Genomic DNA, 25,604 nt, shown 5'->3' on the forward strand with positions numbered 1-25,604 from the left:
TTACTCAATAGCCCGCAATGCTTGAACTGCGGGCTTTTTTATCGTCTAAAACGCCGACGAAATTCGCTGGGTGTCAACCCCATGATCTGACTGAACACCTTACGACACGCACTGGCGTTTTCATACCCAACCTGGTGGCTAATCCACTCAAAAGAACGAGTTGAACCTTCGAGGTAATCACAAGCCTTCTGCACTCGTACTCGCTGCAAATACTGGTTTGGATTCATACCTGTCGCTTTGACAAATCGACGCTGAAACGTTCGCTCGGTCAAGTTTGCTTCAACAGCCAATTGTTTTACCGACAGTGTCCGAGAAAAGTGAGCACTGATTCTGTGCTGACTTTCAACAATTGCAATATCACCATGAGAAAATGATGGCGTGAACTGCCGATAAAACCTCTGTTCTCTTGATGCAGTATCTATGACCAACATCTTGCCCAGCTGTCGCATGATTTGTGGTGAAGCATACCTAGATACCAATTCCAGTCCAAGATCCAACCAAGACATCATACCGCCTGCTGTCATCACATCGCCATGATCAATTAGAATTTGATTTATCTCCGTAGGCTGCGACGGGTACTGTGACTTAAAGGTCTCAGCTAGCCCCCAATGAGTAGTCAAAGCCCTTTGTCCAATAATCTCTGACGCGGCCAAGATAAACGCGCCAGCACACGCCGACGCAATCACACTGCCACGACGATGTTGCTCAACCAACCACTCAAGCGTTGGTGTGTCTGGTTTTCGGTAGAACTGAGCGTCAATGCTGGGCGGGAGTAGTACGACATCAAATTGCTTGGGAGGCATATTGCACGCCTCAACAATGTGCACGTTGAACTCAATCTCAAGTTCACTCTCACGACATACTCGGTTGGCTAGTTGAAAAAGCTCTTCAAAACCAAACACGGCCGATTTGAGAGCAAAAGGATAGTTAAATACGGCAATATTAATCTTAGGCATGCAATGTCGTTTTTAGCATTATTTATGTCATTTTAGACTCTAAAAAGGCCAAAAATAAAGCGCCATAATGACTCCAATTTGAACGACACCAAATAGGAGAGGCAACATGAGCCAGAAAGCACTACTCGTCATCGATCTACAAAACGACTACTTTCCAAACGGAAAATTTCCTCTTTGGAACACAGAGAACACGTTAACCAATATCAAAGCGGCGATTAAAAAAGCCCAACAGAAACAGATTCCTGTGATTCACATTCAGCATATTGCAGACCCTGCTATGGGTATCGCACCCTTTTTCAACCAAGGTAGTACTGGTGCAGATATTCACTCAGAGATCCTCGCGAGTGCACCGGAAGGGAATATTGTGGTTAAATCTTTCGCAGACAGCTTTGAACAAACAGAGCTAGACGATGTGCTCAAAAAGCATGGGGTAACTGAAGTGATTATTTGCGGCATGATGACGCAAAACTGCGTGACTCATACAGCGATTTCCAAAGCAGCAGAGCAATATGAAGTATCTGTACTGGCCGATTGTTGCACCACCACCGATGAAATGATTCATAACATCGCCCTTCATGCGATCTCTGCACGCGTTCCGTTGATAAATACTGAACAATTGATTTAAGGCTCAATTAAGGCCTCTTATCCAACAGAGGCCTTCTGCTGATGACTCATACAAAACAAACCACTATTGCCTTAGCACGTAGATTTCACCTCATAGAGCAAAAGCTCTCATCTTTGATTGTTATCCCACCAATCAAGAAATAGTAAAATATCAATTTCAATAATTTTATAAACCGTGCGCATATTTATAGATTAACTAAAACAACAATATGCAATTCAGTGAATAGATGCATAGTGTGAAAATTGTAATCAGGTTCTCTTTGCACAACGAGAACCCAGTAAACATGCTTGATGTTTGTAGTAGGCCATGTTCAACAATCTCTTTTACTATTCAAAGGAAGACAGTATGTTTAAGAAATTATTAAGTTGTTGTATCGCCTCGACTCTTTCAGTCGTCTCAACCGCGGGGCTTGCGCAACAAAACGAAGGAGGAGCCATTGCATCTGAGGACCAAATGCTTGCGCCTTTAATGACAGCGTCGGCAAAATCTGCGATTAAAAATCAATACATCGTTGTGCTAAAACAACCACTGACGATGAGTAACGATCAACAAGCCCTTCAGCAGTTTACCCAACAAACTGTGTCTGGTCTCGCTAGCCAACATGCATTTAAAATCGATAAAGTTTATGACCGCTCGTTAAGTGGTTTTGTCGCTACCCTTTCTGATGAACAATTGAAAGCCCTGCGTGCTGATCAACAAGTCGACTTTATTGAACAAGACCAAATCATCTCGCTCGATCCTGTTATCTCGGCGAACGCCACTCAAAGCAATCCTGTTTGGGGATTAGACCGCATCGATCAGCGTGATTTACCACTCAGCAACAGCTACACCTACAACTACGACGGTTCAGGTGTGACAGCTTATGTTATCGATACTGGTGTGACAAACACTCACGCTGAGTTCGGTGGCCGTGCAAGATCAGGCTATGACTTCGTCGACAACGATAGTGACGCGACTGACTGTAACGGTCACGGTACTCATGTAGCGGGAACCATTGGTGGTGCTCAATACGGTGTGGCGAAAAACGTCAATATCGTCGGTGTACGTGTACTAAGCTGTAGTGGCTCTGGTACAACTTCAGGTGTCATTGGCGGTGTGGATTGGGTCGCTGCCAATGCCTCTGGCCCATCGGTGGCCAACATGAGTTTAGGTGGGGGCGTTTCAACCGCTCTTGATCAAGCGGTAGCAAGCGCGGTTCAGTCAGGTGTCAGCTTTATGCTTGCAGCTGGTAACTCCAACGCTGACGCTTGTAACTCCTCACCAGCTCGCGAAGCGAGCGGTGTGACTGTCGGTTCAACAACCAGCAGCGATAGTCGCTCAAGCTTCTCTAACTGGGGTAGCTGTGTTGACGTGTTTGCGCCCGGTTCGAATATTAAATCGGCTTGGTACGATGGTGGCTACCGCACCATTAGTGGTACATCGATGGCAACACCTCACGTAGCAGGTGTCGCGGCTCTGTATCTGCAAGAAAACAACACTCTGTCACCAGCTCAAGTATCAACACTGATCAGTGAACGTGCGAGCACAAACAAAGTTAGTGATACTAAAGGTACCGTCAACAAGCTGCTATACAGCCAAACAGACAGTGGCTGTGACCCAGATTGTGGCACACCGAATCCAGGGGGTGAGTTGACTAACGGCCAACCAGTCACTGGTATCAGCGGTAGCAGCGGTGAACAAAAGCATTACTTCATCGACGTGACTGCCGGTCAGACTCTGACTGTCACCACTAGCGGTGGTTCAGGCGATGCTGACCTCTATGTTCGCTTTGGTGCTAAACCAACAACTAGCGCTTGGGACTGCCGTCCTTACCGCTACGGAAACAGCGAAACGTGCACAGTGTCTAACACTCAAAACGGTCGCTACTACGTGATGCTTAATGGCTACACTAGCTTTAGCGGTGTGAGCGTCCAAGCGAGCTACTAACGGCCTCCACAACCCTGAACAATCATGCCAGTCAGTATTTACTGACTGGCATTTTTTGCTGATAAATACATACCACCGAACTAATCAAGAAAACGCTTGAGTCCCAAAATCTGATCGAATAATCACGTTTTTAACGGTTATTTATGGCTTCTACCTTCTTGGATTTCAACCGCACTTTAGTCATCGCATCAGCCTGTTGCCATTCCTCGCCACAAATAAGCCCCCTCCCCTTTTGCAAAAACCTCCATATTCAGGGCAAAATGTCCCAGCCTTGTATGTGCAAAGCAGAGTAAAGAGATATAGCGTTCAATGACGAGATTTATGCTGACAGTTGCTCAGCCAGAGCGTTTGTCACCCCTTTGGCGCATGATTGGCATTAAACTGTCGTATCAGAAATGCTAATTTAATTATAGGCTTTTGTCTCAACCATTCGATATTGGACATACCATGAAAGTGAACACTAAAAAAATATCAAGTGAACGTAAATCAAGGGCATGGAGCCAACAACATCTCGCTGATGTCAGTGCTTTAAGTTTAAGAACCATTCAAAGAGTTGAGAAGGAAGGAACAGGTTCACCAGAAACAGTAAAAGCATTGGCGGCAAGTTTTGCATTAGACGTTAATCAACTTCTGCTACCCGAAGCGCCTCCTAAAAACTCATCCAAGATAAATGTCAAAACGAAACTCACCGCTTTGTGCTCTTCAATTGTCGTTTTTTTTGTCAGCGCTCTACTATTTTTTGTTCAGCCTACAATGGCTTCAGGGATTGAAATTAACGCAGATCAGATAGAACAATCTGATGCAAACGACTCTCAGATCTTCAGTGGCAATGTAGAAATATTTGTACCTGAAGATTTGACGTTTGAAGTCGAGTCAGATGAACTGTGGGGGACAGAAGCCGCTTCCGTCGTAACCGGAAGCGTAAAGGTAGTACTAGAGAATGCGACATTGGTCGTCGGTGATGGTGTCCTTATCAAAGTCGATAAAGGGATTAAAATTACTACCGACTACGCGGAGCTTCGTCCGTTACCACTGGGGTAGAATACTGAAACCATTGTCGGTGGATAGCCCTAGACACAGAACAAACGTTGCATGAATTTACTGGCAGTAGTCTTCGGGCAGAAGAGCGTCGCCTGAATGCTCAGCAAGATAAGTAAGTGCGTCAATCACTCGGATAGGCGTTAACAAGTTGTCTTCATGACAAGGGTCGAGTTCGAATGCTAGGTGAATTCGGTTTTGTTCAATTTTAGCAAACAGGTTGCCCTGAGGGGCTCGCTCCTGTGTAAGAGCGAAGACGCCGACGCCAATAAAGTGTGAGCTGTTGATGTTTCTCGTTGGGTAGATATCACATTTCAACTTATTAGCGAGTGCTAAGAAGTCGAGTAGTAAGTTGATCTGCTCATCTGAAACACTATCCAATGCTTGGACATGCGGCTCTTTGCAGAATCGCTCTAAATACCCAATCATCTCATTGATATCGTTGTTAAATAGCATGCTGACTCGTCTTTATGGGGGAGTTGAGATTGTACCTGTCACTTACAACATAACAAGAGGCTAGACGTTACTGTCTGATCAAACGCAAAATGAGACTGAACTTATGCAATATAACCTGCGTATCTAAGGCTTGTTTTTCTTATTTTAAGCGGTGTTGTACCTATATGAATCGAATTAACCCAGCTAAATTACTTAACAGCAAATGGACTGCCAAAGAACCGGTTAATCGGGAAAAGCACTTCTTGGTTTCTGACATTGAGTTCGATGACGATGGTGTAGTGATCTCCTGCAAAATTGAAGCGATACTCTCGAAAAAGGAATATTCTATTGACTGGCAAGAGTTGAAACACCAAGCTAAGTGGCTTCAAGGTTGGAAGTAAATACGGTTTTATCTATCAAAACTATAAGTAAGATTTCCAACCTCTGATATTGAGTGAGTGGCACGACTCTCGCCCCACAAGCCTCTTCAATAAGGGTTCAGAATAGATTAACCTGAACCCCTAGCAGTGTTATCGGTTACTCAAGAGCCGCTAGAATCGTCTCAGCCTTGCTCACTTCAAATTGCTTAGGTTCTTCGACATTTAACTGAGTCACCACACCGTTATCGATAACCATAGCGTAGCGCTGCGAACGAACCCCACCGAAGGCCGCTGTGTCCATTTCGAGTCCCAGCGATCTTGTAAAGCTCGCATCACCATCGCCCAACATCATAATTTCATTAGCATTTTGCGCTTCTCCCCACGCCTGCATAACAAAAGCATCGTTGACTGAAACACATGCGATGATATCGATACCCTTGGCTTTAATACTGTCGGCAAGTACGACGTAACCGGGCAAATGAGCTTCTGAACAGGTTGGCGTAAATGCGCCTGGAACAGCAAAAAGCACCACTCGCTTGTTTGCAAAAAGCTCCTCTGTGTGATGGGTAATCATACCCTCAGCGCTTAGTTCACTGAGGGTTGCGGTTGGTATAGATTGGCCTTTCTGAATCATGTCTGCATTCCTTGTTTTGTTTGCAGGAACAGTGTAACCGCCAAAGCAAAGCGGAACCACCTACATAAAGTCAGGGTATGAACTGGAGGCGAGCTAAGATGCAGAGCACTCCACTTAAGCAGATTAATAACTTGATGTGACGTTAGTGTTTAAGGTGATATGGCTAGGTTTTTGTAGTCGTATTGATCACACCTCATTGTTATGTGTTCTGAATCTAAGCCGTCTGAAAAACACTTTTTTAACAATCACGCTATGACAATGGATGGAATTTTGCGCTATATGTTTCACTTCTGTGTTGGCTAGCTTTGCCAAAGCTAGCCACATGTATACAAAGTGAAGTATCATTGTTTTATCAAGGAAATAAATAGGTTGAGGGTGACAAGCCGCCTATGGCAAATCTAAAAAATTCTGTGGCGAAAAATATAAAAACAAAAGTCGCTGGTCAAACGCAAGATGACGTGGTCTATTGCCATATCTTCGATGCAATACTTGAACAACGCCTACCACCAGCAACCAAGTTGAATGAAGAAGCTTTGGCCGAAATATTCGGCGTTAGTCGAACCATCATACGCCGGGCTTTACTCCGATTGTCGATGGAACAAGTGGTCAGCATCAGGCCAAACCGCGGTGCCATGGTATCTGCACCAACCAAAGAAGAAGCCAAGCAAATCATCAAAGCGCGGGAAGTCATGGAACTTGCCATTGTAGAGCTTGCCGTTGAACATACCACCACAGCTAAAATAGATGAATGCCGACGTTTAGTAGAGAAAGAAAACGAAGCCTTCGATAACGGTGATTATGGTAAAGGACTTCGACTGTCTGGTGAGTTCCACATTAAGCTGGCCGAAATGGCAAACAACGCCCCATTGCTCGCATTCCAGAGAAGCTTAGTATCGCAAACGTCATTGCTGATTGCTCAGTACGAGACTGGCAATCATTCAAACTGTTCGCAAGATGAGCATACGCAGTTACTGGATACGATTGAATCTGGTGATACCGAGCAAGCAATCAGCTTAATGGAAGCGCACTTATCTCATATTCGTTCCAAGCTAAACCTTGATAGCAGTACTGCGTCAAATGACCTCCATGTCGTGTTCTCAGACCTACTGAAAAGCAAATAATCCACTTATTCTTCATAATCTAAGCCCGGCTCCTCTGCCAGGCTTTCTCCAAATCGCATTTATTGTATACAAAATAAATACAAGGTTAACTCTCTTTTCCTTAAAATCCCCTACCTACTGATAGAAATTAATTTCAATAGTTTCAGAAACTTAATGGATTAAATTGTATCTTTTACCTTTTTACCCCCTCCTCTTAATGTTGCAATATTGTAAAATTAAAGTTGACCAAGAGGTCAAACTATCCAATTATTGACCCAAAGGTCAGAAAATTATTTTTGGAACAATAGTGTCAATGCACAAGGAGGTCTCTTGATTACTTTCCTACTCAATCAAGAACTCAGACAAGAGAGTGAGCTGTCACCAAATATGACAGTGCTGCAGTACCTGAGAACACATGTACAAAAAACAGGTACGAAAGAAGGCTGTGGCTCAGGCGACTGTGGTGCCTGTACCGTGGTACTCGGTGAAGCGGTCGAAGGCCAACTTCAATATCGCTCAGTGAATTCTTGTCTGACGTTCGTATCCGCACTACATGGTAAGCAGCTGATCACCGTTGAAGACTTGCAGAACAAAAACAAGCTTCACCCAACTCAGCAAGCGATGGTCGATTTCCACGGTTCTCAATGTGGTTACTGTACTCCAGGTTTTATCATGTCGATGTTTGCTCTAAGCAAGAACAAACCTGCGGCGAATAAGGAAGATGTCATGGAGTCTCTGGCGGGTAACTTATGCCGCTGTACCGGATACCGCCCTATTGTTGACGCCGCCTTATCTCTGGCTTCTGATGAACCATTGATGGATCAGTTTGTCGAGCTGGAAAAAGAGACCATTGCTCGGCTAGAAGCTCTTCAGGGACAACCCGCCAGTCTGAGCCAAGGCAACCTAACAGCATATATCCCTCGGAGCCTTGACGAACTGGCACAAATTTACACTGCAAATCCAAAGGCCAAGCTGGTTGCTGGCGGTACTGATTTAGCGCTTGAGATCACCCAATTCCATCGCGAAATAGAAACACTGATCAGCGTAAATCTGGTCGAAGACATGAAAGTATGCGAAGAAAGTAACGATGCTCTGCACATTGGTGCTAACGTTGCGATCAGCGATGCGTACCAGCTTCTGACTCAACATTTCTCTGATTTTGGTGAGCTGCTGCATCGCTTTGCTTCTCTGCAAGTCCGCAACCAGGGCACGTTAGGGGGCAACATTGGTAACGCCTCTCCTATCGGTGATGCGCCACCGCTGTTGATTGCACTGAATGCTCAAGTGAAATTGCGCCGTGGTAAGCAGACCAGAATCTTGCCGATTGAAGACTACTTCATCAGCTATAAAGTCACCGCTCAGCAGGAAAGTGAATTTATCGAGCAAGTGATTATTCCTAAATCAAAAGCGAACGAAACCTTCCGTGCTTACAAGCTTTCCAAGCGTCTAGACGACGATATTTCTGCGGTTTGTGGCGCATTCAATATCGAGATTGAAGACAATAAAGTCATTAATGCCCGCATCGCTTTCGGTGGTATGGCGGCAACGCCAAAACGTGCAACGCACTGCGAAAACGCGCTATTAGGCAAACAATGGACACAAACAACCATTGATGCCGCGATGGCTGAAATCGATAACGATTTTGAGCCACTGAGTGACTTCCGTGCCAGCAAAGAGTATCGCTCTATGACAGCGGCGAACATGCTGCGTCGCTTCTATATCGAGCAGACTCATCACAACAACCAGATCGAAACAAGGGTAACGTCTTATGTCTAACGCACATCATCAGACCATGACTCAAGAAGAGATGGTCGCCATCGTAAAGCAGGATCTGAAAACCGGCGTTGGTAAAAGCGTAAAACACGACAGCGCCCCGAAGCAGGTCACAGGTGAAGCGGTTTATATTGATGACCGTTTGGAATTCCCTAACCAGTTGCATGTGTATGCACGCCTGAGCACTCAAGCTCATGCTAAAATCACCAAACTGGATGTTTCGCCGTGTTACGAATTTGAAGGCGTTGCGATTGCCATCACCCACGAAGACGTACCGGGCCAGTTGGATATCGGTGCCATTCTACCGGGTGACCCACTGCTTGCTGACGGCCTGGTTCAATACTATGGCCAACCCGTACTTGCCGTTGCCGCAGAGGATATGGAAACCGCACGCAAAGCCGCGCAGGCCGCCATTGTTGAATACGAAGCCCTACCGCCAGTACTCGACGTGAAAGAAGCGCTTGAGAAAGAGCTGTTTGTTACTGAAAGCCACCAGCAAAAACGTGGTGACTCAGCGGCTGCACTCGCCAAAGCAAAACACGTGATTGAAGGCGATCTGGAGATTGGTGGTCAAGAACACTTCTACCTTGAAACTCAAGTCAGCAGCGTGATGCCAACCGAAGATGGCGGCATGATCGTTTATACCTCGACACAAAACCCAACTGAAGTACAAAAGCTGGTCGCCGAAGTGCTTGGGATTGCAATGCACAAAGTCGTAATAGACATGCGTCGCATGGGTGGCGGTTTCGGGGGTAAAGAAACGCAAGCCGCAGCGCCAGCGTGTATGGCGGCAGTCATTGCACACCTAACTAAACGCCCAACTAAGATGCGTCTGCCTCGCATGGAAGACATGACCATGACAGGCAAGCGTCACCCATTTTACAACCAGTACAAAATCGGATTTAACGATGATGGTGTCATTGAAGGGGCTGATATCATCGTAACGGGTAACTGTGGTTACTCTCCGGATCTGTCGAGCTCGATTGTTGACCGTGCCATGTTCCACTCAGACAACGCGTATTACCTGGGTGATGCCACCGTGACAGGTCACCGCTGCAAAACCAACATAGCGTCGAATACAGCTTACCGCGGATTTGGTGGCCCGCAGGGGATGATGACCATTGAGCATATTATGGATGAAATTGCCCGCTATCTGGGTAAAGATCCCCTCGAAATCCGTAAAGCGAATTACTACGGTGGTGAGGGGCGTAACGTCACTCATTACTACCAGACAGTTGAAGATAACTTCCTGCCAGAAATCACGGAGCAACTTGAACAAAGCAGTGACTATCACACCCGTCGTAAAGCCATCGCTGAGTTCAACAAGCAAAGCCCGATCCTTAAAAAAGGTCTGGCGATCACACCTGTGAAATTTGGTATTTCTTTCACTGCGACTTTCCTGAATCAGGCTGGTGCGCTCATCCATATTTACACCGATGGTAGTATTCATTTGAATCACGGTGGTACGGAAATGGGTCAGGGTCTGAACATCAAGGTGGCGCAAATCGTTGCTGAGGAGTTCCAAGTAGATGTTGAACGTATCCAAATCACCGCTACCAACACAGACAAAGTACCGAACACATCACCAACCGCGGCCTCATCGGGCGCCGACCTCAACGGTAAGGCCGCCCAGAACGCCGCACTGACCATCAAACAGCGTCTGATCGACTTCGCTGCCAGTCACTACAAAGTGTCAGCAGAAGAAGTGGTGTTCAAAAACGGTATGGTCGTGATTCGTGATGAAATTCTGACCTTTGAAGCCTTTGTCCAGCTGGCCTATTTCAACCAAGTATCGCTATCGAGTACAGGTTTCTACCGCACACCAAAAATCTACTATGACCATGAAAAAGCGCGTGGCCGTCCGTTCTACTACTTCGCGTACGGTGCCTCTTGTTCAGAAGTCATTGTTGATACCCTGACAGGCGAATACAAAATTCTGCGCGCAGATATCCTGCACGATGTAGGGGCTTCTCTTAACCCGGCCATTGACATTGGTCAGGTCGAAGGTGGCTTCCTGCAAGGTGTAGGCTGGCTGACCACAGAAGAGCTGATCTGGAACGAACAAGGTCGTCTGATGACCAACGGGCCGGCCAGCTACAAGATTCCGGCGATCGCCGATATGCCTATCGAGTTCCACACTCACCTTCTGGAAAATCGAGCCAACCCAGAAGATACCGTGTTTAACTCCAAGGCTGTCGGTGAGCCGCCATTCATGCTCGGCATGTCCGTGTGGAGTGCACTGAAAGATGCCATTGCCTCAGTTGCCGTTGAAGGTGCTATACCTAAATTAGATACGCCAGCAACACCAGAGCGTGTGTTGATGGCAATCAATGAGGTAACGCAAACGCAACAACAAGTGGCAAAGCAGAACACGCAAGAGGTTTAAGGGGTTATTTAAGGGTTTACCGTTCAAGGAGAGACGTATGTTTAAGGACAATTGGATTCATGAACTGGCACAGCTAGAGAAAAACAGTGAACCTTGCGTGATGGTGACCGTGTTGGAAGACCGTGGCTCAGTGCCACGGGATGCGGGAACAAAAATGTTGGTCACTCGCGACCGTTTGATTGCCACCATTGGTGGTGGTCATCTGGAGCACATCGCCACCAAAATGGCGCGTGAAATGCTGCTCGCGGGTGAACGTTCACTGAAAGTGGAGCGCTTTAATCTCGGGGCTCGCTTAGGTCAGTGTTGTGGCGGAATGGCAACACTGAGCTTTGAGCCAATAGGCACCGCGCAAAAACATCTAGTGGTATTCGGTGCTGGCCATGTTGCCAAAGCACTTTTACATATTGTCTCGACGCTCCCTTTCCGTGTCACTTGGATTGATGAGCGTGAAGACGTATTCCCTGATGAACTCCCTCGTAACGTAACCAAGCTGGTGAGCGATGATCCGGTCGCTGAAGTACGCGACATGTCACCAAATAGCTACTACCTGGTCATGACGCACAATCATCAGCTCGATTTTGAGCTGGCAAAAACCATCATAGATAGAGACGACAGTGCGTATTTCGGCATGATAGGTTCACTAACCAAGCGCAAAAAATTCGACATGCGTTTGGCGCAGCGAGGCTACAACCAGCAACAAATAAATACGATGATTTGCCCAATTGGAATCAGCATGGTGAATGGAAAACATCCTGCTGAAATTGCGGTATCGGTTGCGGGTGAATTAATCGCACACTATCAGGGAATTTCGCTTGAAGAAAAACGCCCTACGCCACACAGTAAAGAAGAACAACTGAGCGATTCATCATTGGAAGAGAAAATCGCCTAGCCCCAAAGAGGGCCTTTAAAGGAAGTAAACATGACAACTCAACGTAAAGCTTATCGTGCAAGCCTTCTGCACAGTATTGCTGACCCCAAAGACGTCGGACTGGAAAACTCGTATCAGTTTTTCGACGACGGTCTTCTCGTGGTAGAAGACGGCCACGTCGTCGATATCGGTGAGACAGACGAGGTGCTTAAAAGGCAGCCAAAGAACCTTAATATCACCGAATATGAAGACAAGCTGATCACATCAGGTTTTATTGACACCCATATTCATTATCCGCAAACCGGCATGATCGCCTCTTACGGTGAGCAGTTGCTCGACTGGTTAGAAAACTACACATTCCCGGAAGAAAAGCGTTTCAAAAATCCGGTTTACGCGCATAAGGTCGCAAAACTTTTCTTCAATGAGCTGGCAAGCAACGGTACCACCACAGCATTAGTGTTTGGCACAGTACATAAAGAGTCGGTCGACGTGTTCTTTGAAGAGGCACAGCGCCGCAACTTGCGTATGATCGCAGGTAAAGTGCTAATGGATCGCAACGCACCAGACTACTTAACTGATACGCCAGAATCTGGCTACGAGGCATCTAAACAGCTGATTGAAAAATGGCATAACAAAGGTCGACTACTTTATGCGGTTACACCTCGTTTTGCGCCAACCAGTACACCTGAGCAGCTAGCAACTGTAGGTAAACTTCTGGAAGAATACCCAGATGTATACATGCATACCCACCTTTCAGAGAACAAGAAAGAGATTGAATGGGTGCTTGAGCTGTTTCCAGAACGCGACTCTTATCTGGATGTCTATGACCATTACGGTCTGCTGCATAAACGCTCTGTGTTTGCTCACGGTATTCATCTCTCTGATTGTGAATGTCAGCGTTTGGCAGAAACTGAATCGGCAATTGCCTTCTGTCCAACATCGAATCTATTCCTCGGCTCTGGTCTCTTCAAATTGCCTAAACTGGAAGAACATGGAGTTCGCGTCGGTATGGGCACCGATGTCGGCGCCGGCACCAGCTTTTCGATTCTCGAAACGATGAGTGAAGCGTATAAGATCATGCAACTTCAACAGGAGAAACTGCACCCATTGAAATCCCTATTCCTAGCAACGCTGGGCGGTGCACGTTCACTCCACCTTGAAGACAAAATTGGTAACCTTGAAGTGGGTAAAGAAGCCGACTTTGTCGTGCTGGATTTGCACGCAACGCAACTGATGCGTTTCCGAATGGAGCAGGCCAAAACCTTGGAAGAAAAGCTGTTTGTGCTGATGAGCCTTGGCGATGACCGCACTGTGTCTCAGACGTACGTCTATGGCGAGAAAGCCTATGATGTAGAAGGACGCATCGACGCAAAAAAGTTTGCTAGTTAACTCAGTCTTTTAGTGTAAACGCTCTTGCAAAGCAAGAGCGTTTTTTTGTTTCATATCTCTTATTGATTCCCAAAATCAATTTCAAAATAACAACGTCTACAATACTTGAAATAAAATCATATAAAACAACAACTTAAGTAATAAAAATATCGGCACAATAACTGCTAAGTTTAATCGTAACAGTGGAGGTGTTGAATATGAGTGAACAAGCTAAATATTTTGGCCAAAACAAAATGGTTTTATCCAAGGGAGACATTATCGACAAGGAGCTATTTCACCTTGTCTCAGATATTATTGAACGCTATATACCAAATCCTAACCAAGCACATTTTCTCGATGTCGGGGGAGGCAAGGGTAGCTATGCAGACAAACTCATCGGCCGATATCCGGGCTGCCAGGTCACTATCGTTGACCCTGACGAGAATGCATTGAACGAGAACAACCCGAATAGTCGCAAAAACCTGATTCAAAGCCATTACCAAAGCTTCGACTGCTTCTTCAAATACGACTTAGTCCAGTTCAACTGGGTACTCAATCATTTTGTCGCGCCAAGCTACTCCAAGACGCATGACTTACAGTTAAAGGGGCTAAAAGATGCTTACGACATGCTAGCACCTGAAGGCATCGTGGTGATTTTTGAAAATCTATATGAAGGCGCTGACCACTCCAATGTGCCAGGCAAAAGGATCTATCAACTCACCTCCTCTACCCTGATTAAAAACCTAGTCGCCAAGTTAGGATCAAATACTGCCGGGATCGGAGTGTGTTTTAATTCAGAGCTGTTCTGGCGAGAGCAACTTATCAAAGCAGGCTTTAATAGCGTCTTCTCTGCCCACTGTTACGACTTTGGCAATTTAAATCCCATTAAAAAATGGCTGCTGGGTATCGAAAATCAAAGAGTGGGAATGATCGTTGGCGTGAAATAGGGTTAGAACGACACACTCATACGTGTTGCTCCAACATCTCTTTCAACCACTCTAACTTAAATGGTTTAGGGAGCACGTCATCAAAGCCTTGCTCTAAGTAGTTCTGTACATCACTCTCAAATGTGTTGGCGGTCAGGGCGATGATAGCGGTTTCTGGCGCAAGGTTGTCACACTTTATCTGTTTGAGTGCTTCTAAGCCATCCATTATCGGCATTTGAATATCCATCAATATAATGTCGAATTGCTCATGACTGAGTAGGTTGACACACTCCTGCCCGTTATTCACAGTCGTAACTTCAGCTTCCAAGGTGGCCAACATTTTCTGCGCGACAATTTGGTTCATGCGAATGTCTTCAACCAACATGACGGAGACGCCTGAAACACCAGCCCCATCGTCAGTGCACTCTTGCTGTGAGTCCGTATTCGCCAGTGCTTTTAAACAATCAAGCAAACTGAACAAATCGTACGGCTTACTCAATAATGTCATGTTTTCGCTCGGCGGAAGTGTCGTATTGATATTGCCATACACTATCAGTGTTTGGTCGTCACGGCAGTGTGCTTGCTTGAGCGTACTTTCCAAAATATCATCATTGCTCAGGTAACATAATACTGTATCCCCATGAGCGTCATGCAGCCCCAGCTTGTTGAGAGCTTTGGTAATCAACTCAGTTGCATAGTGGTTGTCTGAAAGCACTCTCACTGCTCTGGTCGCCTGCTTGTCATCAACTAAAGGTACAGAATCAGTAATACTCACAGGGACTTTGATGGTGAATTCACTCCCCTCACCCAGCGAACTTTCGACACTGATAGAACCCTCCAACAAATTCACTAAAGACTGACATATCGACAACCCCAGCCCTGTGCCTCCATACTTTCGGGTAATCGAATCGTCTGCCTGGGTAAACTCCTGAAACACCTTATCAAGCTGCTCTTGAGTCATACCAATCCCTGTATCCCTCACTACGATATTGAAAATCCCAGACTCTGAGCTGAGTGATATTTGGATCTCGACGTGACCGGATTCTGTAAATTTGAGTGCGTTGTAACCTAAGTTATTGATTATCTGCACAAGCTTGGTTTTGTCTGATTTTATCTTGTAGTTTCGATCCAAAGAGACTGAAAAAAAGACATCAACCCCTTGCTGCTTATCGAAGTTAATAAACACGGTTTTAGAGACATCAATCAACTCACTGATAAAGAACTCATCGTTCTCCAGTTTGGACTTGCCTTGCTCAATCTTGCTGAGATCTAACACGTTATTGATCAATTTGAGAAGGTGTTCCCCCGAGCTGTTGATCATCGACAGAAAGTGTCTGGTTTGCTCATCAGACGCTTGGTAATACTCTTTCTGGCTCAAGCCAATAATGGCATTCAGAGGAGTACGCATTTCATGAGACATGTTAGCGAGGAATCGGGCTTTCGCGATAGAGCTTTGCTCAGCGTTGCGCTTCGCTTCCTCCATCACCTTGGTTCTTTCCTCTAGATCTTTACCTAGCCTAATCTGGTGTAGATACATCCATGAAATCACGCTAATCATCAACATGGAACACAACAAAATGATACCTAAATAGACATACTGCTTGTTGTAGAAAGATTCTTTGAAGTTGAGAAATTCGATCTGCTGGCGTTGCACCTCAGCAACAAAGTCAGCTAGGTAAACATTGAGCCTCGAATAAGTGCCGTCGATGCGATTTATCACAGTATCGATAGCGTCCACATTGGTAAGACTAAGCTTGTCTATAGAGTCGAAAACAGACCGAATATCCACAACAACTTGTTGCAGCTCATTCAGATTACCAAATTGTGCATGTACACGATTGGTTCTCTCTGCGAGGAGATCCTGCAAGATACTCGACTTATAAATTCTGGACTTGAACCTAAGTTTTGACAGGCTCTTCTCATCTTGCAGGGCGGCGAAAGAAAGTACTTCAGATTTGACGAACAGCAGTTTTGTTTTCGCTGAAATATTGTTATTGATTATCGTGACATAAGGCTCAGAGGAAACATTTTTGATTTCAGTTACAGAATAAAAAACGTAAGCAATCACCATTAGAAGCAAAGCACACAATGCCGAAATAGTGACAACAAAGTAACGTCCCCTATCCCAAAACCGTTCCATACTGTTTACTCGATAACAATCTCACGAACTTGCCACACTGACAGGCTATAAAACAGATCATTTTGGATCTCGGGGTTATCAGTGAAAGGGAAAACAACGAAGAAAGGACCTTTACCGTCTATGGTCATTTTGATGCCATCTTCATGTGTTGCCAACAAAACACCGTATTTTTTGATGTCTGATACCGGAATACTGACCACATAATCATCCCAAGCAATCACTTTAACCGTTGAACCTTGTGCTCCGACATAATCCAACAACGCACTGAGTCTCGGTCCTTTGTATTCGACAACATTGGAAACGACATGGTTGTTGGTTTTGATCGTTCCTTGCTCAAGTTGCTTGATCATTGCAGAATCTAACTCAGCACCATCGGCAGTATTGGACTCAGTGATCGCTCCCGACACCCAAAGAACTGGGTCACCTTCCGGAGTAGGCAGAGCGTAAACCACATTGGCCAATATCAAACCAACCACCAACGTAATAAACCATGTTGTTTTGCGCATAGCTATCCCTCGAATATTCTGCTTCAATTATTCACACTATTTATCAGTGTTCAGAATCAGTATAGACAAGGATTGATTAAATGCCTTTTCAACCCTTTGAAGTCAAAACAAAAGCTGCACATTTCAGATAGGAAGTTCAAGGCCAACTTTACCCGGTTGGATCACCACTTTGGTCGAAAACTTTTTGATGTTTTGGTTGGACATAAACAGACGCCTCGACAGTGAGTCATAAGCTTTCATATCCCGAGTGACCACAATGACAACAAAATCCACGTCGCCCGCCACATAATAAAACTGCTGAACCTGCGATTCAGCTTCAAGTACATGAATAAACTCATCCAGCGCGGTTTCTCCGCCGCGATCCAGAGTGATATCCACCAATGTAGTGATGAATCCCGGAAGTTGACCAGCATCCAGCACCGCCACTTCTTGCTTGATCACCCCATGTTGTTTGAGTTTTTTGATTCGCCGCTGACAGGCCGATGGGGACAAACCAATCTCCGCACCTAATACTTCACTACTGATTCGACTGTTGTTCTGAAGAGCTCGAAGAATGTGATGATCAAAAGCATCCATGCAATTATTCCGCGCAAAATTAAGATATACGCTTTTTTATAGGCGTTTATATGTCGATATTCAAGCGAATCAGCAGCGGAACAATCTTATAATAGCGTCATCATCATCAGAAAGGACACAGCATGAAACGCATTCTCTACAGTGGCAATCGTAATGCCTCTAGCTGGGCATTCCGGGCTTGGTTGGCGTTAAAAGAACAGGGGATTCCTTTTGAAGAACGGATTATCGACATCCGCCGCCCCCAACGTTGGGAAAATCTGCAGCATATTGGTACCTTCTCTCCACCAGCGGCAGTGCCCGTGCTGGATGACGATGGCCTAATCATTTTTGATTCACTAGCGATCGCTGAGTACGCCAGTGAACTCGGTGAAGGTAGCTTGTGGCCAGAGGACATTAGCGCACGAGCCAAAGCCAGATCGTTTGCCGCCTGGCAGCATTCCACCTTTGGCCGCATCTGTTCGGCTTTATCGTTTGAAAGCGCATTTTATCCTGACAAAAAAGCGCTGAGCCAAGATGAAACGGCTCAAATTAAAGCCATTTATCAGCTCTGGGACGACACCATTAACGAGTACGGAGGGCATTACTTGGTAGGAGGGTTTTCCATCGCCGACATTATGCTGCTACCATCGGTGGTGCGTTTCTCTTCTCACCTTGAGGCCGATGAACGATGGCCTTATACCCAACGTTGGTTCAGTGAACTTCTCAATCGACCCTACGTGAGAGAATGGTTAGATGAGGCTTACCAGCAGAAGCCTATCTATCTCCCTGGCTACCGTAACGATCCCTAACTCTAATAAAAATAGAACTTTTGGCCGTCTTATGAGCTAGAAACATCGCTTTCAATCTATCAGCAAACGTGGCATGGCGATGTTGCTATACCCGTGGAATAAACAACGTCAAAAACCTTAAGTCTCAAGCTGCATAACAACTATAAAAAACCCCGGAACGTATTCCGGGGAAAGGGAAATGCACTGTCTGGAGACAGCCGGGAATGAGGAGTCGGCATCAGTCGGCAGGAAATCAGGCCGATACTCTGTCCCGCAGCGCAGTTACTGGATAACTGCACCTTGTTCCACCCAAACACCGATAAGGGATCGTTCCTCATCGGTCATCTGAGTCAGGTTGCCCAGCGGCATCACTTTAGTCGCAACCGACTGAGAAATGATGCGTGGAACATTAGTTAAGATCTCTTCAGGGGTATCTAATACAACACCTCCAGGCGCAACCGCAAATGCTGCATGCGTTGGCGTAGCAGAGTGACATACAGAGCAGCGCTCCTGAATGACCTTGTTCACTTCGGCAAAGCTGACACCACTTGTTGTAGATGCAGCTTGCTCCTGAGGAGCCTGCTCAGCGGTTGCTACCGATGCGCTTTTATTTGCCGCAGCTTCGGCAACAGGCGCAGCCTGCTGTTGTACAACCGGTGCTTGCCCTGCTGGTCGGTTCGCATAAGGAGAAGTCACAAATGCCAACGTGATCATACCCAAAGCGGCCACAGGGATCGTCCAGGCAAATTTCTGACTGCCATGACGTGTGTTGAAGTAGTGTCGCACTAGGATACTGAAGATCGCCAGACCCGCTAAAATAGCCCAGTTGTACTCCGAACCGTAAGTGCTCGGGAAGTGATTACTGATCATGATGAACAGTACAGGCAAGGTTAGATAGTTATTGTGGCGAGAACGCAGTAAGCCTTTCGCTGGCAGTGCCGGATCCGGTTCGCGGTTTTCTTCAATCGCACTCACCAGATTTCGCTGCGCAGGCATGATAACGCGGAAAACGTTGCCCACCATGATAGTACCTATGATGGCACCAACGTGAATGTAAGCACCGCGACCACTAAAGACCTGAGCCAATCCGTAAGTGGCTCCAACAAGCAGCACAAACAGAACCAGTCCCAGCAACATTGGGGTTTTGCCCAAAGGCGAGTCACACAAGAGATCGTAAATGAACCAGCCCGCGACTAACGCCCCCACACCAATCGCAATCGCAATCGCAGTAGTAGGTGACAGGCCAGAGCCCGGTGCAATCAGATAGATTTCTGCATTGAGGTAATAAACAACCGCCAGTAGCAACACACCGGTAATCCAAGTGAAGTATGCTTCCCATTTAAACCAGTGCAGGTGCTCTGGCATTTCTGGTGGCGCTAGTTTGTACTTTTCAAGGTGGTAGATACCACCGCCATGAATTGCCCACAAGTCGCCTGACAGGCCAGTTTTCGGGTTAACACGGTTTAGGTTGTTCTCCAACCAAACAAAGTAAAACGATGCGCCAATCCAGGCGATCCCGACTATCATGTGAACCCAGCGAATCGCCAGATTCAACCACTCCGTGATATGTGGATCCATAATAAACTCCTATTTACTGCCAGCGCTTTCTATCACAAGGGGACCCTGTGATGGGCAGTGCCAGCATTACAACGCTTGTTCGATGCGTTGCTCTTCATCCGTGCTGCTGTTGGCTGGAATATCTTCCAGATGCACAGAGACCAAATCGGTGTCGAAAAACACTTCATCACAGTTATGCCCGTCACCACCTCGATCAACGATCAAAAACTGATCATGCTCGGTCAACGCCAACACCGGATGGTGCCAAACACCTTTGTGGTAATTGACGCCTTGCCGGCCATTGCTGATAAAGGCACGGCTTTGCGACAACTGGGGCTGGTCTCCTTTCGGTGCAACAACAATTAAATAAGGTTGCCCAAGCAACGGAACGAAAGCCTGTGAACCAAGCGGATGACGCTCCAGCATCCTAATCGTTAACGGGTAGCTCAGCGGCGTGGCCTGAAAGATACTTATGATGGCTTCACCACCTTGATCTTGTACGTCCGTGCTCGCCAACTTGTGGTAACGACGAGTTGAGCCGTTATTGATCATAAAGTAGTCGCTGTTTTCGACTTCAATAACGTCGCCAAATTCTGCAAACGTCTCTTTGGTGAGTGGCTCTATTTTTAATCGGCGAGTTCCATTGCTCATTGCGCTTCCCTCGCTTATTCCGCTCTAGTCCCGAACAAACGCAAACGGCTAATACCACCATCAGGGAAGATATTCAGACGAACGTGCGTCACAGCGCCCAGTTGATTCACTTCAGAAACAAACTCATGAATGTCGTGTGCCTGGAGCTTCTGTGCTGGTAAAAGCTCACGCCAGAACAGGCTTTGTGTCTCCACTTGGTCATCCGTGCCACCTTTAACGTAGGCCGCCTGAATAGAGCAGCTGTCTGGGAAATTGCCTTTAAAGTGCGCAGTATCGACCACAACACGGTCAATATTGCCAGCATGGCCCAGCGCAACGATCACCCAGTCATTCCCTGGTGTACGTCGACGTGAGGTTTCCCAACCATCACCCATATTTTCGCCTCGGCCAGGACCAAGAATGTTTGATTTATTACCATAGTGCTCGTCACTACATGCCAACGCACGACCACCATTTTCAACAGCGGCTAAGTCCACTTTCTGCTGAGCATCAATGCGGTCCCAATCTACGCTTGGTCGGCCGTAAACACGAAGACGTGCCACACCGCCATCTGGATAGATGTTAAGGCGTAAGTGAGTGAACACTTCGTCGCTTTCAATTTTCTCAAGGTGATGATGATCGCCTTGCAAGCTCATTGAAGGCAGAATTTCTTGCCATTCAGTCGCATCCGTTGGGTCGCCATCTGGTGAGTAACACGCATCAATTGATGCCGATGGTGGGAAGTTACCCGTGAAGAAAGAGGTATCGATATCAACGCCTGCAATTGTGCCAGCTAGGCCTAGGCGAATCACACAGTGGTCGTAGCCTTCGCCACGTTTGCGACGACTTTCCCAGCCATCCATCCATTTGCCATTGTCATCATAAACTCCTTCCCTCCACTCTGGCACTTCACGGCGCAAAAGGCGGCTTTTATCAGCAAAGAAATCGTCGGTCGCGTAAATAGCTTGAGCGCCCAGTTTTTCATCAGCGAGGTTTATGTATTGTTCAAAATCTAAGGACATTTCCTTCATCCTTCCAATTAATCAAAAATAGGTTAAGTGAGTCAGTTATCTGCTCTCTGGAGAGCGTAATAGCGGGATAGTCGCCAACTCTGTGACTTACATATCTCGCAGGCGAAACAGCGCAATCTTGTTGATTTCCTGAATCGCAGTAGCAAACTCAGTTTCACTATCATTTCCTAATCGCATCTCGAACGACTCAAGAATTTGGTAACGATTGGCCCCTTTCACAGCCATAATGAAGGGAAAATTGAAGCGACTTTTGTAGCGGTTGTTATAAGTAGTAAATGTCTCGAACTCGTCCGCGGAGCATTGGTCAATGCCAGCCCCAGCTTGTTCAGCGGTGGAAGCGGCGGTCAGTTCCCCATCAACGGCAGCGCGTCCAGCTAAGTCTGGGTGAGCCTTAATCAGATCCAGTTGTTGGGCTTTATCTGCAGCCAGCAAGGTTTTAGCCATACGCTGATGCAAGTTTTCAATTTTGTTGTCTTCGGTATCAAGCCCTTGCTCAAACACAGATTCAGCCACCCATGGGCTATGCTCATACACATCACCAAAATGAGAGACAAATTCCGCGCGAGCCATCTCTGATGGTTTGCAAGTACGAAATTCAGTCATATTACTTCTCCTTCTGTAATGTGTATGGGTGGTGCTCATGCCAGTGGTGAGCAATATCAATGCGTCGACATAGCCACACATCATCATGTTGTTTAACGTAATCGAGAAAACGCTTGAGTGAAGCGAGACGACCAGGTCGACCAATTAGACGACAATGCAATCCAACCGACATCATTTTGGGTGCGGATTCTCCTTCCTCATATAGAGTGTCGAACGTGTCTTTCAGATACTGGAAAAATTGTTCGCCAGAGTTGAACCCTTGAGCGGTAGAAAAACGCATATCATTGACATCCAAGGTATATGGAATCACCAATTGCGGCCGACCCGCTTCGGTGTGCCAATACGGTAAATCATCATCATAGGCATCAGAGTCGTATAAAAAACCACCTTCTTCAGCCACTAAACGACGAGTATTTGGGCCAGTGCGTCCGGTGTACCAACCGAGAGGTCGGCTACCTGTGATCGTTTTGATGATTTCAATCGCTTTTGTCATATGATCACGCTCTTGTGATTCATCCATATACTGATAATCGATCCAACGATAACCGTGACTACAAATTTCATGTCCCGCTTGCACCATAGCATCCGCCACATCAGGGTGTCGCTCGATCGCCATAGCTACAGCAAAAACGGTGAGTGGAATTTCATATTCGTCAAACAGGCGTAAGATACGCCACACACCAGCACGGCTACCGTATTCATAGATAGACTCCATACTGATATGTCGCCCACCCTTGATCGGTTGAGCGGCTGGAATCTCAGAGAGGAAAGCTTCAGACTCGTCATCTCCGTGTAGAAGACAGCGTTCCCCCCCTTCTTCGTAATTCAATACAAATGACACTGCAATACGGGCATCGCCCGGCCATTTGGGATGCGGAGGATTTGCCCCATAGCCAACCAGATCTCGTGAATAATCCTTATCCATTCAGGCTCTCCTTAAAAAGCATGGCGTGATTGCAACGCCACATCAACTTTACAAACTCATTGTATACAATAAATTATCTTTATGTAAAGATTTTGTTTCTGATGTCAATATCTATAACTACATCTTTATTAATCAATAGTTTAAAAGTTTTAACCCTGCAATAAACACCAAATCTCAGTTCACATAATTCATTTTTCAACTCACTCACTAATAACATTTCTATAACAATAAGCTTTACTACATAAAAATTTTGTGTACATATATAGATATCCAACAAAATCACTATACAGCTTTGTATACAATTAAAAGCCCCCAAAAAAGCTAAGGAGAGCGCGACGCGCGGACAGGAATTATGGGAAAACTAACCACACACGTATTGGATACAATGCATGGTCTGCCTGGTGCAGGCATCCAAGTTGAACTGTTCAGAGTGGAAGGTAGCCACCTAACCAAGATTAAAACCGTCACAACGAACTTTGATGGCCGGACTGACGAGCCGGTTTTAGAAGGTGAAAATTTTGAGCTTGGTAAGTATCAGCTTGTTTTTCACGTTGCCGATTATTTTCGCAGTAAGGAAGTTGAATTAGGCGATATTGCGTTTCTCGATGACGTCGTAATCCGTTTTGGATTGGGTGATAAAGATGCGCACTATCACGTGCCGCTACTGGTTTCACCTTATAGCTTCTCGACTTATCGGGGCAGCTAGCGAATAACGACAAGCATCACCCAACCGTGTCATCACCCATCAATCAGAACCATTGAAGTTCGCTGAGGTAGAGACGTACGGCGAAGTGCTGTCTTCAATTCACGAAACACCAACAAAAGGACTTGCTGACATGAATGAAAGCAAAACAGAACTGCTTAACACCAAAGGCGAATCTGGTGGCTTTTTGGAGCGCTTTTTCAAACTGAAAGCACATGGAACCAGTGTCAAGAATGAAATGATTGGGGGTATCACCACCTTTGCCACAATGGCGTACATCATTTTTGTAAATCCTCAGATCATGGCCGCTTCTGGAATGGATTCAGGCGCTGTCTTCGTCGCAACCTGTATCGGTGCAGCCATCGGTTGTCTGTTGATGGGGTTATTTGCTAACTGGCCTGTCGGTCTGGCTCCAGGTATGGGCCTCAACGCCTTTTTCTCATTTACCGTTGTTAGCGAAATGGGCTATAGCTGGGAAGTGGCACTCGGGGCGGTGTTCCTCTCTGGTATCCTGTTTGTTGGGATGAGCTTCTACAAGATCCGCCAATGGATCATCGAAAGCATCCCGGAAAGCTTGCGCTTCTCGATGACAGCAGGTGTCGGACTATTTCTTGGTCTGATTGGCCTTAAAACTGCAGGCATTGTCGTCGAAAACCCAGCGACTTTGGTCTCATTGGGTGATTTCACAAAGCCAGACGCTATGCTCGCTGCCATCGCATTCCTGATCATCGCTGTGCTCAGCGAACGTAAAGTCTTCGGTGCGGTTCTTATTGGTATTCTGAGTGTCACTCTGATCGGTATGATGCTAGGGCTGGTTCATTACAACGGATTCTTCTCTGCGCCACCCAGTATTGCTCCCACTTTCATGGCAATGGATATTTCAGGGGCATTTAACATATCGATGGTGAGTGTGATTCTGGCCTTCTTGTTCGTCAATATGTTCGATACTGCAGGCACCCTGATGGGAGTGGCTGAAAGAGCTCACCTCGTAAACAAAGAAACAGGTAAGATCGAGGGATTAAGCAAAGCATTAAAAGCAGACAGTATCTCCAGTGTTGCAGGTGCGTGTGTGGGATGCCCTCCGGTCACCAGCTACGTTGAAAGCGCCGCTGGAGTGGCTGCAGGTGCCCGAACAGGTCTTTCTGCCATTGTCGTTGCTGTTCTTTTCCTCGCTGCTATATTTCTATCACCTCTGGCGGGGATGATTCCTTCATATGCAACGGCTGGCGCACTAATCTATGTTGCCTTTGTCATGATGAGTAGCATGCAACACGTCGACTGGAAAGACTTCACCAATGGTGCTCCCGCTGCGATTACCGCACTGATGATGCCACTGACCTTCTCAATTGCTAACGGCATTGCATTAGGCTTCATTACTTACACTGTGCTCAAAGTTGCCACGGGTAAAACAAAGGACGTCTCTATCTCGATGTACATTCTGACGCTCATCTTTGTTGCCAAACTGGTTTACATCTAATCCGTCTCTACCCCCTCGCCTGAGCACTCACCACTCAGGCGAGCCCCATACACCTCAATTCCCTTGCACTGACCAGCGTTTGTCGACGTTCGCCACCTATTAGGTTTACACGCCCCTACTCAAGGAGTGGTAACCAGCTAAGCCCACTCTCTCAATTCAAATCAAGAATACTGGATCGGCACAGATCCCGTTTGAGAACTGTCGATTGACAGCAAAACGTCGGTTGGTTAGATAACCGCTCTTGCCCCTAGCATCAGGCCAACGTTTTTAATAA

At 46.3% G+C, this 25,604-nt stretch carries 24 protein-coding genes; 13 read left to right on the forward strand and 11 right to left on the reverse strand.

Translation table 11 applies throughout. The annotated features are described in order from the left end of the window. Positions 1-38 precede the first annotated feature (38 nt). Positions 39-956 (reverse strand): GlxA family transcriptional regulator, encoded by a 918-nt coding sequence (locus OH455_RS04815; protein ID WP_269980535.1) that lies wholly within the window; start codon positions 954-956, stop codon positions 39-41. Between the two features lie 106 nt (positions 957-1,062). Here OH455_RS04815 and OH455_RS04820 point away from each other — a divergent pair, with 106 nt between their 5' ends. The 3 genes from OH455_RS04820 (at position 1,063) to OH455_RS04830 (ending at position 4,548) form a co-directional block, all read left to right on the forward strand. Next, entirely contained in the window at positions 1,063-1,581 is a 519-nt protein-coding gene (locus OH455_RS04820; protein ID WP_045974045.1) for a cysteine hydrolase family protein, read from the forward strand. A gap of 345 nt (positions 1,582-1,926) precedes the next feature. Further along, positions 1,927-3,507, forward strand: a complete 1,581-nt coding sequence (locus tag OH455_RS04825; protein ID WP_269980536.1) for a S8 family peptidase — start codon at positions 1,927-1,929, stop codon at positions 3,505-3,507. A 447-nt stretch (positions 3,508-3,954) separates the two neighbouring features. Continuing rightward, the gene (locus OH455_RS04830) at positions 3,955-4,548 is read left to right on the forward strand and encodes a helix-turn-helix domain-containing protein (RefSeq protein ID WP_269980537.1); all 594 of its coding nucleotides are present in this window, start codon (positions 3,955-3,957) and stop codon (positions 4,546-4,548) included. Between the two features lie 57 nt (positions 4,549-4,605). Here the strand turns inward: OH455_RS04830 and OH455_RS04835 are convergent, their stop codons facing one another. Further along, a complete protein-coding gene (locus tag OH455_RS04835) occupies positions 4,606-5,001 on the reverse strand; it encodes a hypothetical protein (RefSeq protein ID WP_269980538.1) in 396 nt (131 codons plus the stop codon). A 164-nt stretch (positions 5,002-5,165) separates the two neighbouring features. Between OH455_RS04835 and OH455_RS04840 the strand changes: the two genes are divergently transcribed. Then, positions 5,166-5,381: a TIGR02450 family Trp-rich protein gene (locus OH455_RS04840; protein WP_045974040.1), complete on the forward strand. Its 216-nt coding sequence runs from the start codon at positions 5,166-5,168 to the stop codon at positions 5,379-5,381. 136 nt (positions 5,382-5,517) lie between these two features. Here OH455_RS04840 and OH455_RS04845 read toward each other — a convergent pair whose 3' ends face one another. Continuing rightward, entirely contained in the window at positions 5,518-5,994 is a 477-nt protein-coding gene (locus OH455_RS04845) for a peroxiredoxin (protein ID WP_269980539.1), read from the reverse strand. Positions 5,995-6,383: 389 nt separating this feature from the next. On the opposite strand from OH455_RS04845, the gene OH455_RS04850 reads away from it, so the two are divergent. The 6 genes from OH455_RS04850 (at position 6,384) to OH455_RS04875 (ending at position 14,436) form a co-directional block, all read left to right on the forward strand. After that, positions 6,384-7,115 (forward strand): GntR family transcriptional regulator, encoded by a 732-nt coding sequence (locus tag OH455_RS04850; protein WP_269980540.1) that lies wholly within the window; start codon positions 6,384-6,386, stop codon positions 7,113-7,115. Between the two features lie 309 nt (positions 7,116-7,424). Further along, positions 7,425-8,870, forward strand: coding sequence for a xanthine dehydrogenase small subunit (xdhA, locus tag OH455_RS04855; RefSeq protein WP_269980541.1), 1,446 nt, complete (start codon positions 7,425-7,427; stop codon positions 8,868-8,870). Then, on the forward strand, positions 8,863-11,253 hold the full coding sequence (xdhB, locus tag OH455_RS04860; protein WP_269980542.1) for a xanthine dehydrogenase molybdopterin binding subunit: 2,391 nt from the start codon (positions 8,863-8,865) through the stop codon (positions 11,251-11,253). Before xdhA ends, xdhB begins: the two co-directional genes overlap by 8 nt. A gap of 37 nt (positions 11,254-11,290) precedes the next feature. Next, the gene (gene xdhC / locus OH455_RS04865; RefSeq protein WP_269980543.1) at positions 11,291-12,142 is read left to right on the forward strand and encodes a xanthine dehydrogenase accessory protein XdhC; all 852 of its coding nucleotides are present in this window, start codon (positions 11,291-11,293) and stop codon (positions 12,140-12,142) included. A gap of 30 nt (positions 12,143-12,172) precedes the next feature. Next, a complete protein-coding gene (gene guaD / locus OH455_RS04870; RefSeq protein ID WP_269980544.1) occupies positions 12,173-13,510 on the forward strand; it encodes a guanine deaminase in 1,338 nt (445 codons plus the stop codon). Positions 13,511-13,707: 197 nt separating this feature from the next. Then, positions 13,708-14,436 carry a methyltransferase domain-containing protein gene (locus OH455_RS04875; RefSeq protein WP_269980545.1) on the forward strand — a complete coding sequence of 243 codons (729 nt, stop codon included), beginning with the start codon at positions 13,708-13,710 and terminating at the stop codon, positions 14,434-14,436. A 16-nt stretch (positions 14,437-14,452) separates the two neighbouring features. On the opposite strand, the gene OH455_RS04880 is transcribed toward OH455_RS04875, so the two are convergent. The 3 genes from OH455_RS04880 to OH455_RS04890 form a co-directional block, all read right to left on the reverse strand. Then, positions 14,453-16,555, reverse strand: coding sequence for an ATP-binding protein (locus tag OH455_RS04880; RefSeq protein ID WP_269980546.1), 2,103 nt, complete (start codon positions 16,553-16,555; stop codon positions 14,453-14,455). A 5-nt stretch (positions 16,556-16,560) separates the two neighbouring features. Continuing rightward, complete coding sequence (locus tag OH455_RS04885; protein WP_269980547.1) at positions 16,561-17,061, reverse strand: hypothetical protein; 501 nt, start codon at positions 17,059-17,061, stop codon at positions 16,561-16,563. Positions 17,062-17,184: 123 nt separating this feature from the next. Next, complete coding sequence (locus OH455_RS04890; RefSeq protein WP_269980548.1) at positions 17,185-17,637, reverse strand: Lrp/AsnC family transcriptional regulator; 453 nt, start codon at positions 17,635-17,637, stop codon at positions 17,185-17,187. A gap of 122 nt (positions 17,638-17,759) precedes the next feature. On the opposite strand from OH455_RS04890, the gene OH455_RS04895 reads away from it, so the two are divergent. Next, the gene (locus OH455_RS04895) at positions 17,760-18,425 is read left to right on the forward strand and encodes a glutathione S-transferase family protein (RefSeq protein ID WP_269980549.1); all 666 of its coding nucleotides are present in this window, start codon (positions 17,760-17,762) and stop codon (positions 18,423-18,425) included. A gap of 261 nt (positions 18,426-18,686) precedes the next feature. On the opposite strand, the gene OH455_RS04900 is transcribed toward OH455_RS04895, so the two are convergent. The 5 genes from OH455_RS04900 to puuE form a co-directional block, all read right to left on the reverse strand. Continuing rightward, entirely contained in the window at positions 18,687-19,982 is a 1,296-nt protein-coding gene (locus OH455_RS04900; protein ID WP_269980550.1) for a urate hydroxylase PuuD, read from the reverse strand. A 66-nt stretch (positions 19,983-20,048) separates the two neighbouring features. Further along, positions 20,049-20,612, reverse strand: coding sequence for an ureidoglycolate lyase (locus OH455_RS04905; protein WP_269980551.1), 564 nt, complete (start codon positions 20,610-20,612; stop codon positions 20,049-20,051). A 14-nt stretch (positions 20,613-20,626) separates the two neighbouring features. Continuing rightward, entirely contained in the window at positions 20,627-21,613 is a 987-nt protein-coding gene (gene alc, locus OH455_RS04910) for an allantoicase (RefSeq protein WP_269980552.1), read from the reverse strand. A gap of 96 nt (positions 21,614-21,709) precedes the next feature. Continuing rightward, positions 21,710-22,225: a 2-oxo-4-hydroxy-4-carboxy-5-ureidoimidazoline decarboxylase gene (gene uraD, locus OH455_RS04915; RefSeq protein ID WP_206369520.1), complete on the reverse strand. Its 516-nt coding sequence runs from the start codon at positions 22,223-22,225 to the stop codon at positions 21,710-21,712. Position 22,226: 1 nt separating this feature from the next. After that, positions 22,227-23,150 (reverse strand): allantoinase PuuE, encoded by a 924-nt coding sequence (gene puuE, locus OH455_RS04920; protein ID WP_206369521.1) that lies wholly within the window; start codon positions 23,148-23,150, stop codon positions 22,227-22,229. 352 nt (positions 23,151-23,502) lie between these two features. On the opposite strand from puuE, the gene uraH reads away from it, so the two are divergent. Both uraH and OH455_RS04930 read left to right on the forward strand, forming a co-directional pair. After that, positions 23,503-23,856: a hydroxyisourate hydrolase gene (gene uraH, locus OH455_RS04925; RefSeq protein WP_045974022.1), complete on the forward strand. Its 354-nt coding sequence runs from the start codon at positions 23,503-23,505 to the stop codon at positions 23,854-23,856. A 130-nt stretch (positions 23,857-23,986) separates the two neighbouring features. Continuing rightward, positions 23,987-25,330 (forward strand): NCS2 family permease, encoded by a 1,344-nt coding sequence (locus OH455_RS04930; protein WP_269980553.1) that lies wholly within the window; start codon positions 23,987-23,989, stop codon positions 25,328-25,330. Positions 25,331-25,604 lie beyond the last annotated feature (274 nt).

The organism is Vibrio sp. T11.5 (assembly GCF_027587155.1).
GTDB classification, from domain to species: Bacteria; Pseudomonadota; Gammaproteobacteria; order Enterobacterales; family Vibrionaceae; genus Vibrio; species Vibrio neptunius.

Bases quoted from the DNA above. Each gene is read 5' to 3' on its own strand.
- OH455_RS04900 (WP_269980550.1), bottom strand. From the start codon at position 19,982: ATGGATCCACATATCACGGAGTGGTTGAATCTGGCGATTCGCTGGGTT.
- OH455_RS04930 (WP_269980553.1), top strand. From the start codon at position 23,987: ATGAATGAAAGCAAAACAGAACTGCTTAACACCAAAGGCGAATCTGGT.
- OH455_RS04815 (WP_269980535.1), bottom strand. From the start codon at position 956: ATGCCTAAGATTAATATTGCCGTATTTAACTATCCTTTTGCTCTCAAA.
- alc (WP_269980552.1), bottom strand. From the start codon at position 21,613: ATGTCCTTAGATTTTGAACAATACATAAACCTCGCTGATGAAAAACTG.
- OH455_RS04880 (WP_269980546.1), bottom strand. From the start codon at position 16,555: ATGGAACGGTTTTGGGATAGGGGACGTTACTTTGTTGTCACTATTTCG.
- OH455_RS04895 (WP_269980549.1), top strand. From the start codon at position 17,760: ATGAAACGCATTCTCTACAGTGGCAATCGTAATGCCTCTAGCTGGGCA.
- uraD (WP_206369520.1), bottom strand. From the start codon at position 22,225: ATGACTGAATTTCGTACTTGCAAACCATCAGAGATGGCTCGCGCGGAA.
- OH455_RS04820 (WP_045974045.1), top strand. From the start codon at position 1,063: ATGAGCCAGAAAGCACTACTCGTCATCGATCTACAAAACGACTACTTT.
- xdhB (WP_269980542.1), top strand. From the start codon at position 8,863: ATGTCTAACGCACATCATCAGACCATGACTCAAGAAGAGATGGTCGCC.
- OH455_RS04890 (WP_269980548.1), bottom strand. From the start codon at position 17,637: ATGGATGCTTTTGATCATCACATTCTTCGAGCTCTTCAGAACAACAGT.
- OH455_RS04840 (WP_045974040.1), top strand. From the start codon at position 5,166: ATGAATCGAATTAACCCAGCTAAATTACTTAACAGCAAATGGACTGCC.
- puuE (WP_206369521.1), bottom strand. From the start codon at position 23,150: ATGGATAAGGATTATTCACGAGATCTGGTTGGCTATGGGGCAAATCCT.
- OH455_RS04850 (WP_269980540.1), top strand. From the start codon at position 6,384: ATGGCAAATCTAAAAAATTCTGTGGCGAAAAATATAAAAACAAAAGTC.
- xdhC (WP_269980543.1), top strand. From the start codon at position 11,291: ATGTTTAAGGACAATTGGATTCATGAACTGGCACAGCTAGAGAAAAAC.
- OH455_RS04825 (WP_269980536.1), top strand. From the start codon at position 1,927: ATGTTTAAGAAATTATTAAGTTGTTGTATCGCCTCGACTCTTTCAGTC.
- OH455_RS04885 (WP_269980547.1), bottom strand. From the start codon at position 17,061: ATGCGCAAAACAACATGGTTTATTACGTTGGTGGTTGGTTTGATATTG.
- OH455_RS04905 (WP_269980551.1), bottom strand. From the start codon at position 20,612: ATGAGCAATGGAACTCGCCGATTAAAAATAGAGCCACTCACCAAAGAG.
- OH455_RS04845 (WP_269980539.1), bottom strand. From the start codon at position 5,994: ATGATTCAGAAAGGCCAATCTATACCAACCGCAACCCTCAGTGAACTA.
- OH455_RS04830 (WP_269980537.1), top strand. From the start codon at position 3,955: ATGAAAGTGAACACTAAAAAAATATCAAGTGAACGTAAATCAAGGGCA.
- OH455_RS04835 (WP_269980538.1), bottom strand. From the start codon at position 5,001: ATGCTATTTAACAACGATATCAATGAGATGATTGGGTATTTAGAGCGA.
- uraH (WP_045974022.1), top strand. From the start codon at position 23,503: ATGGGAAAACTAACCACACACGTATTGGATACAATGCATGGTCTGCCT.
- OH455_RS04875 (WP_269980545.1), top strand. From the start codon at position 13,708: ATGAGTGAACAAGCTAAATATTTTGGCCAAAACAAAATGGTTTTATCC.
- guaD (WP_269980544.1), top strand. From the start codon at position 12,173: ATGACAACTCAACGTAAAGCTTATCGTGCAAGCCTTCTGCACAGTATT.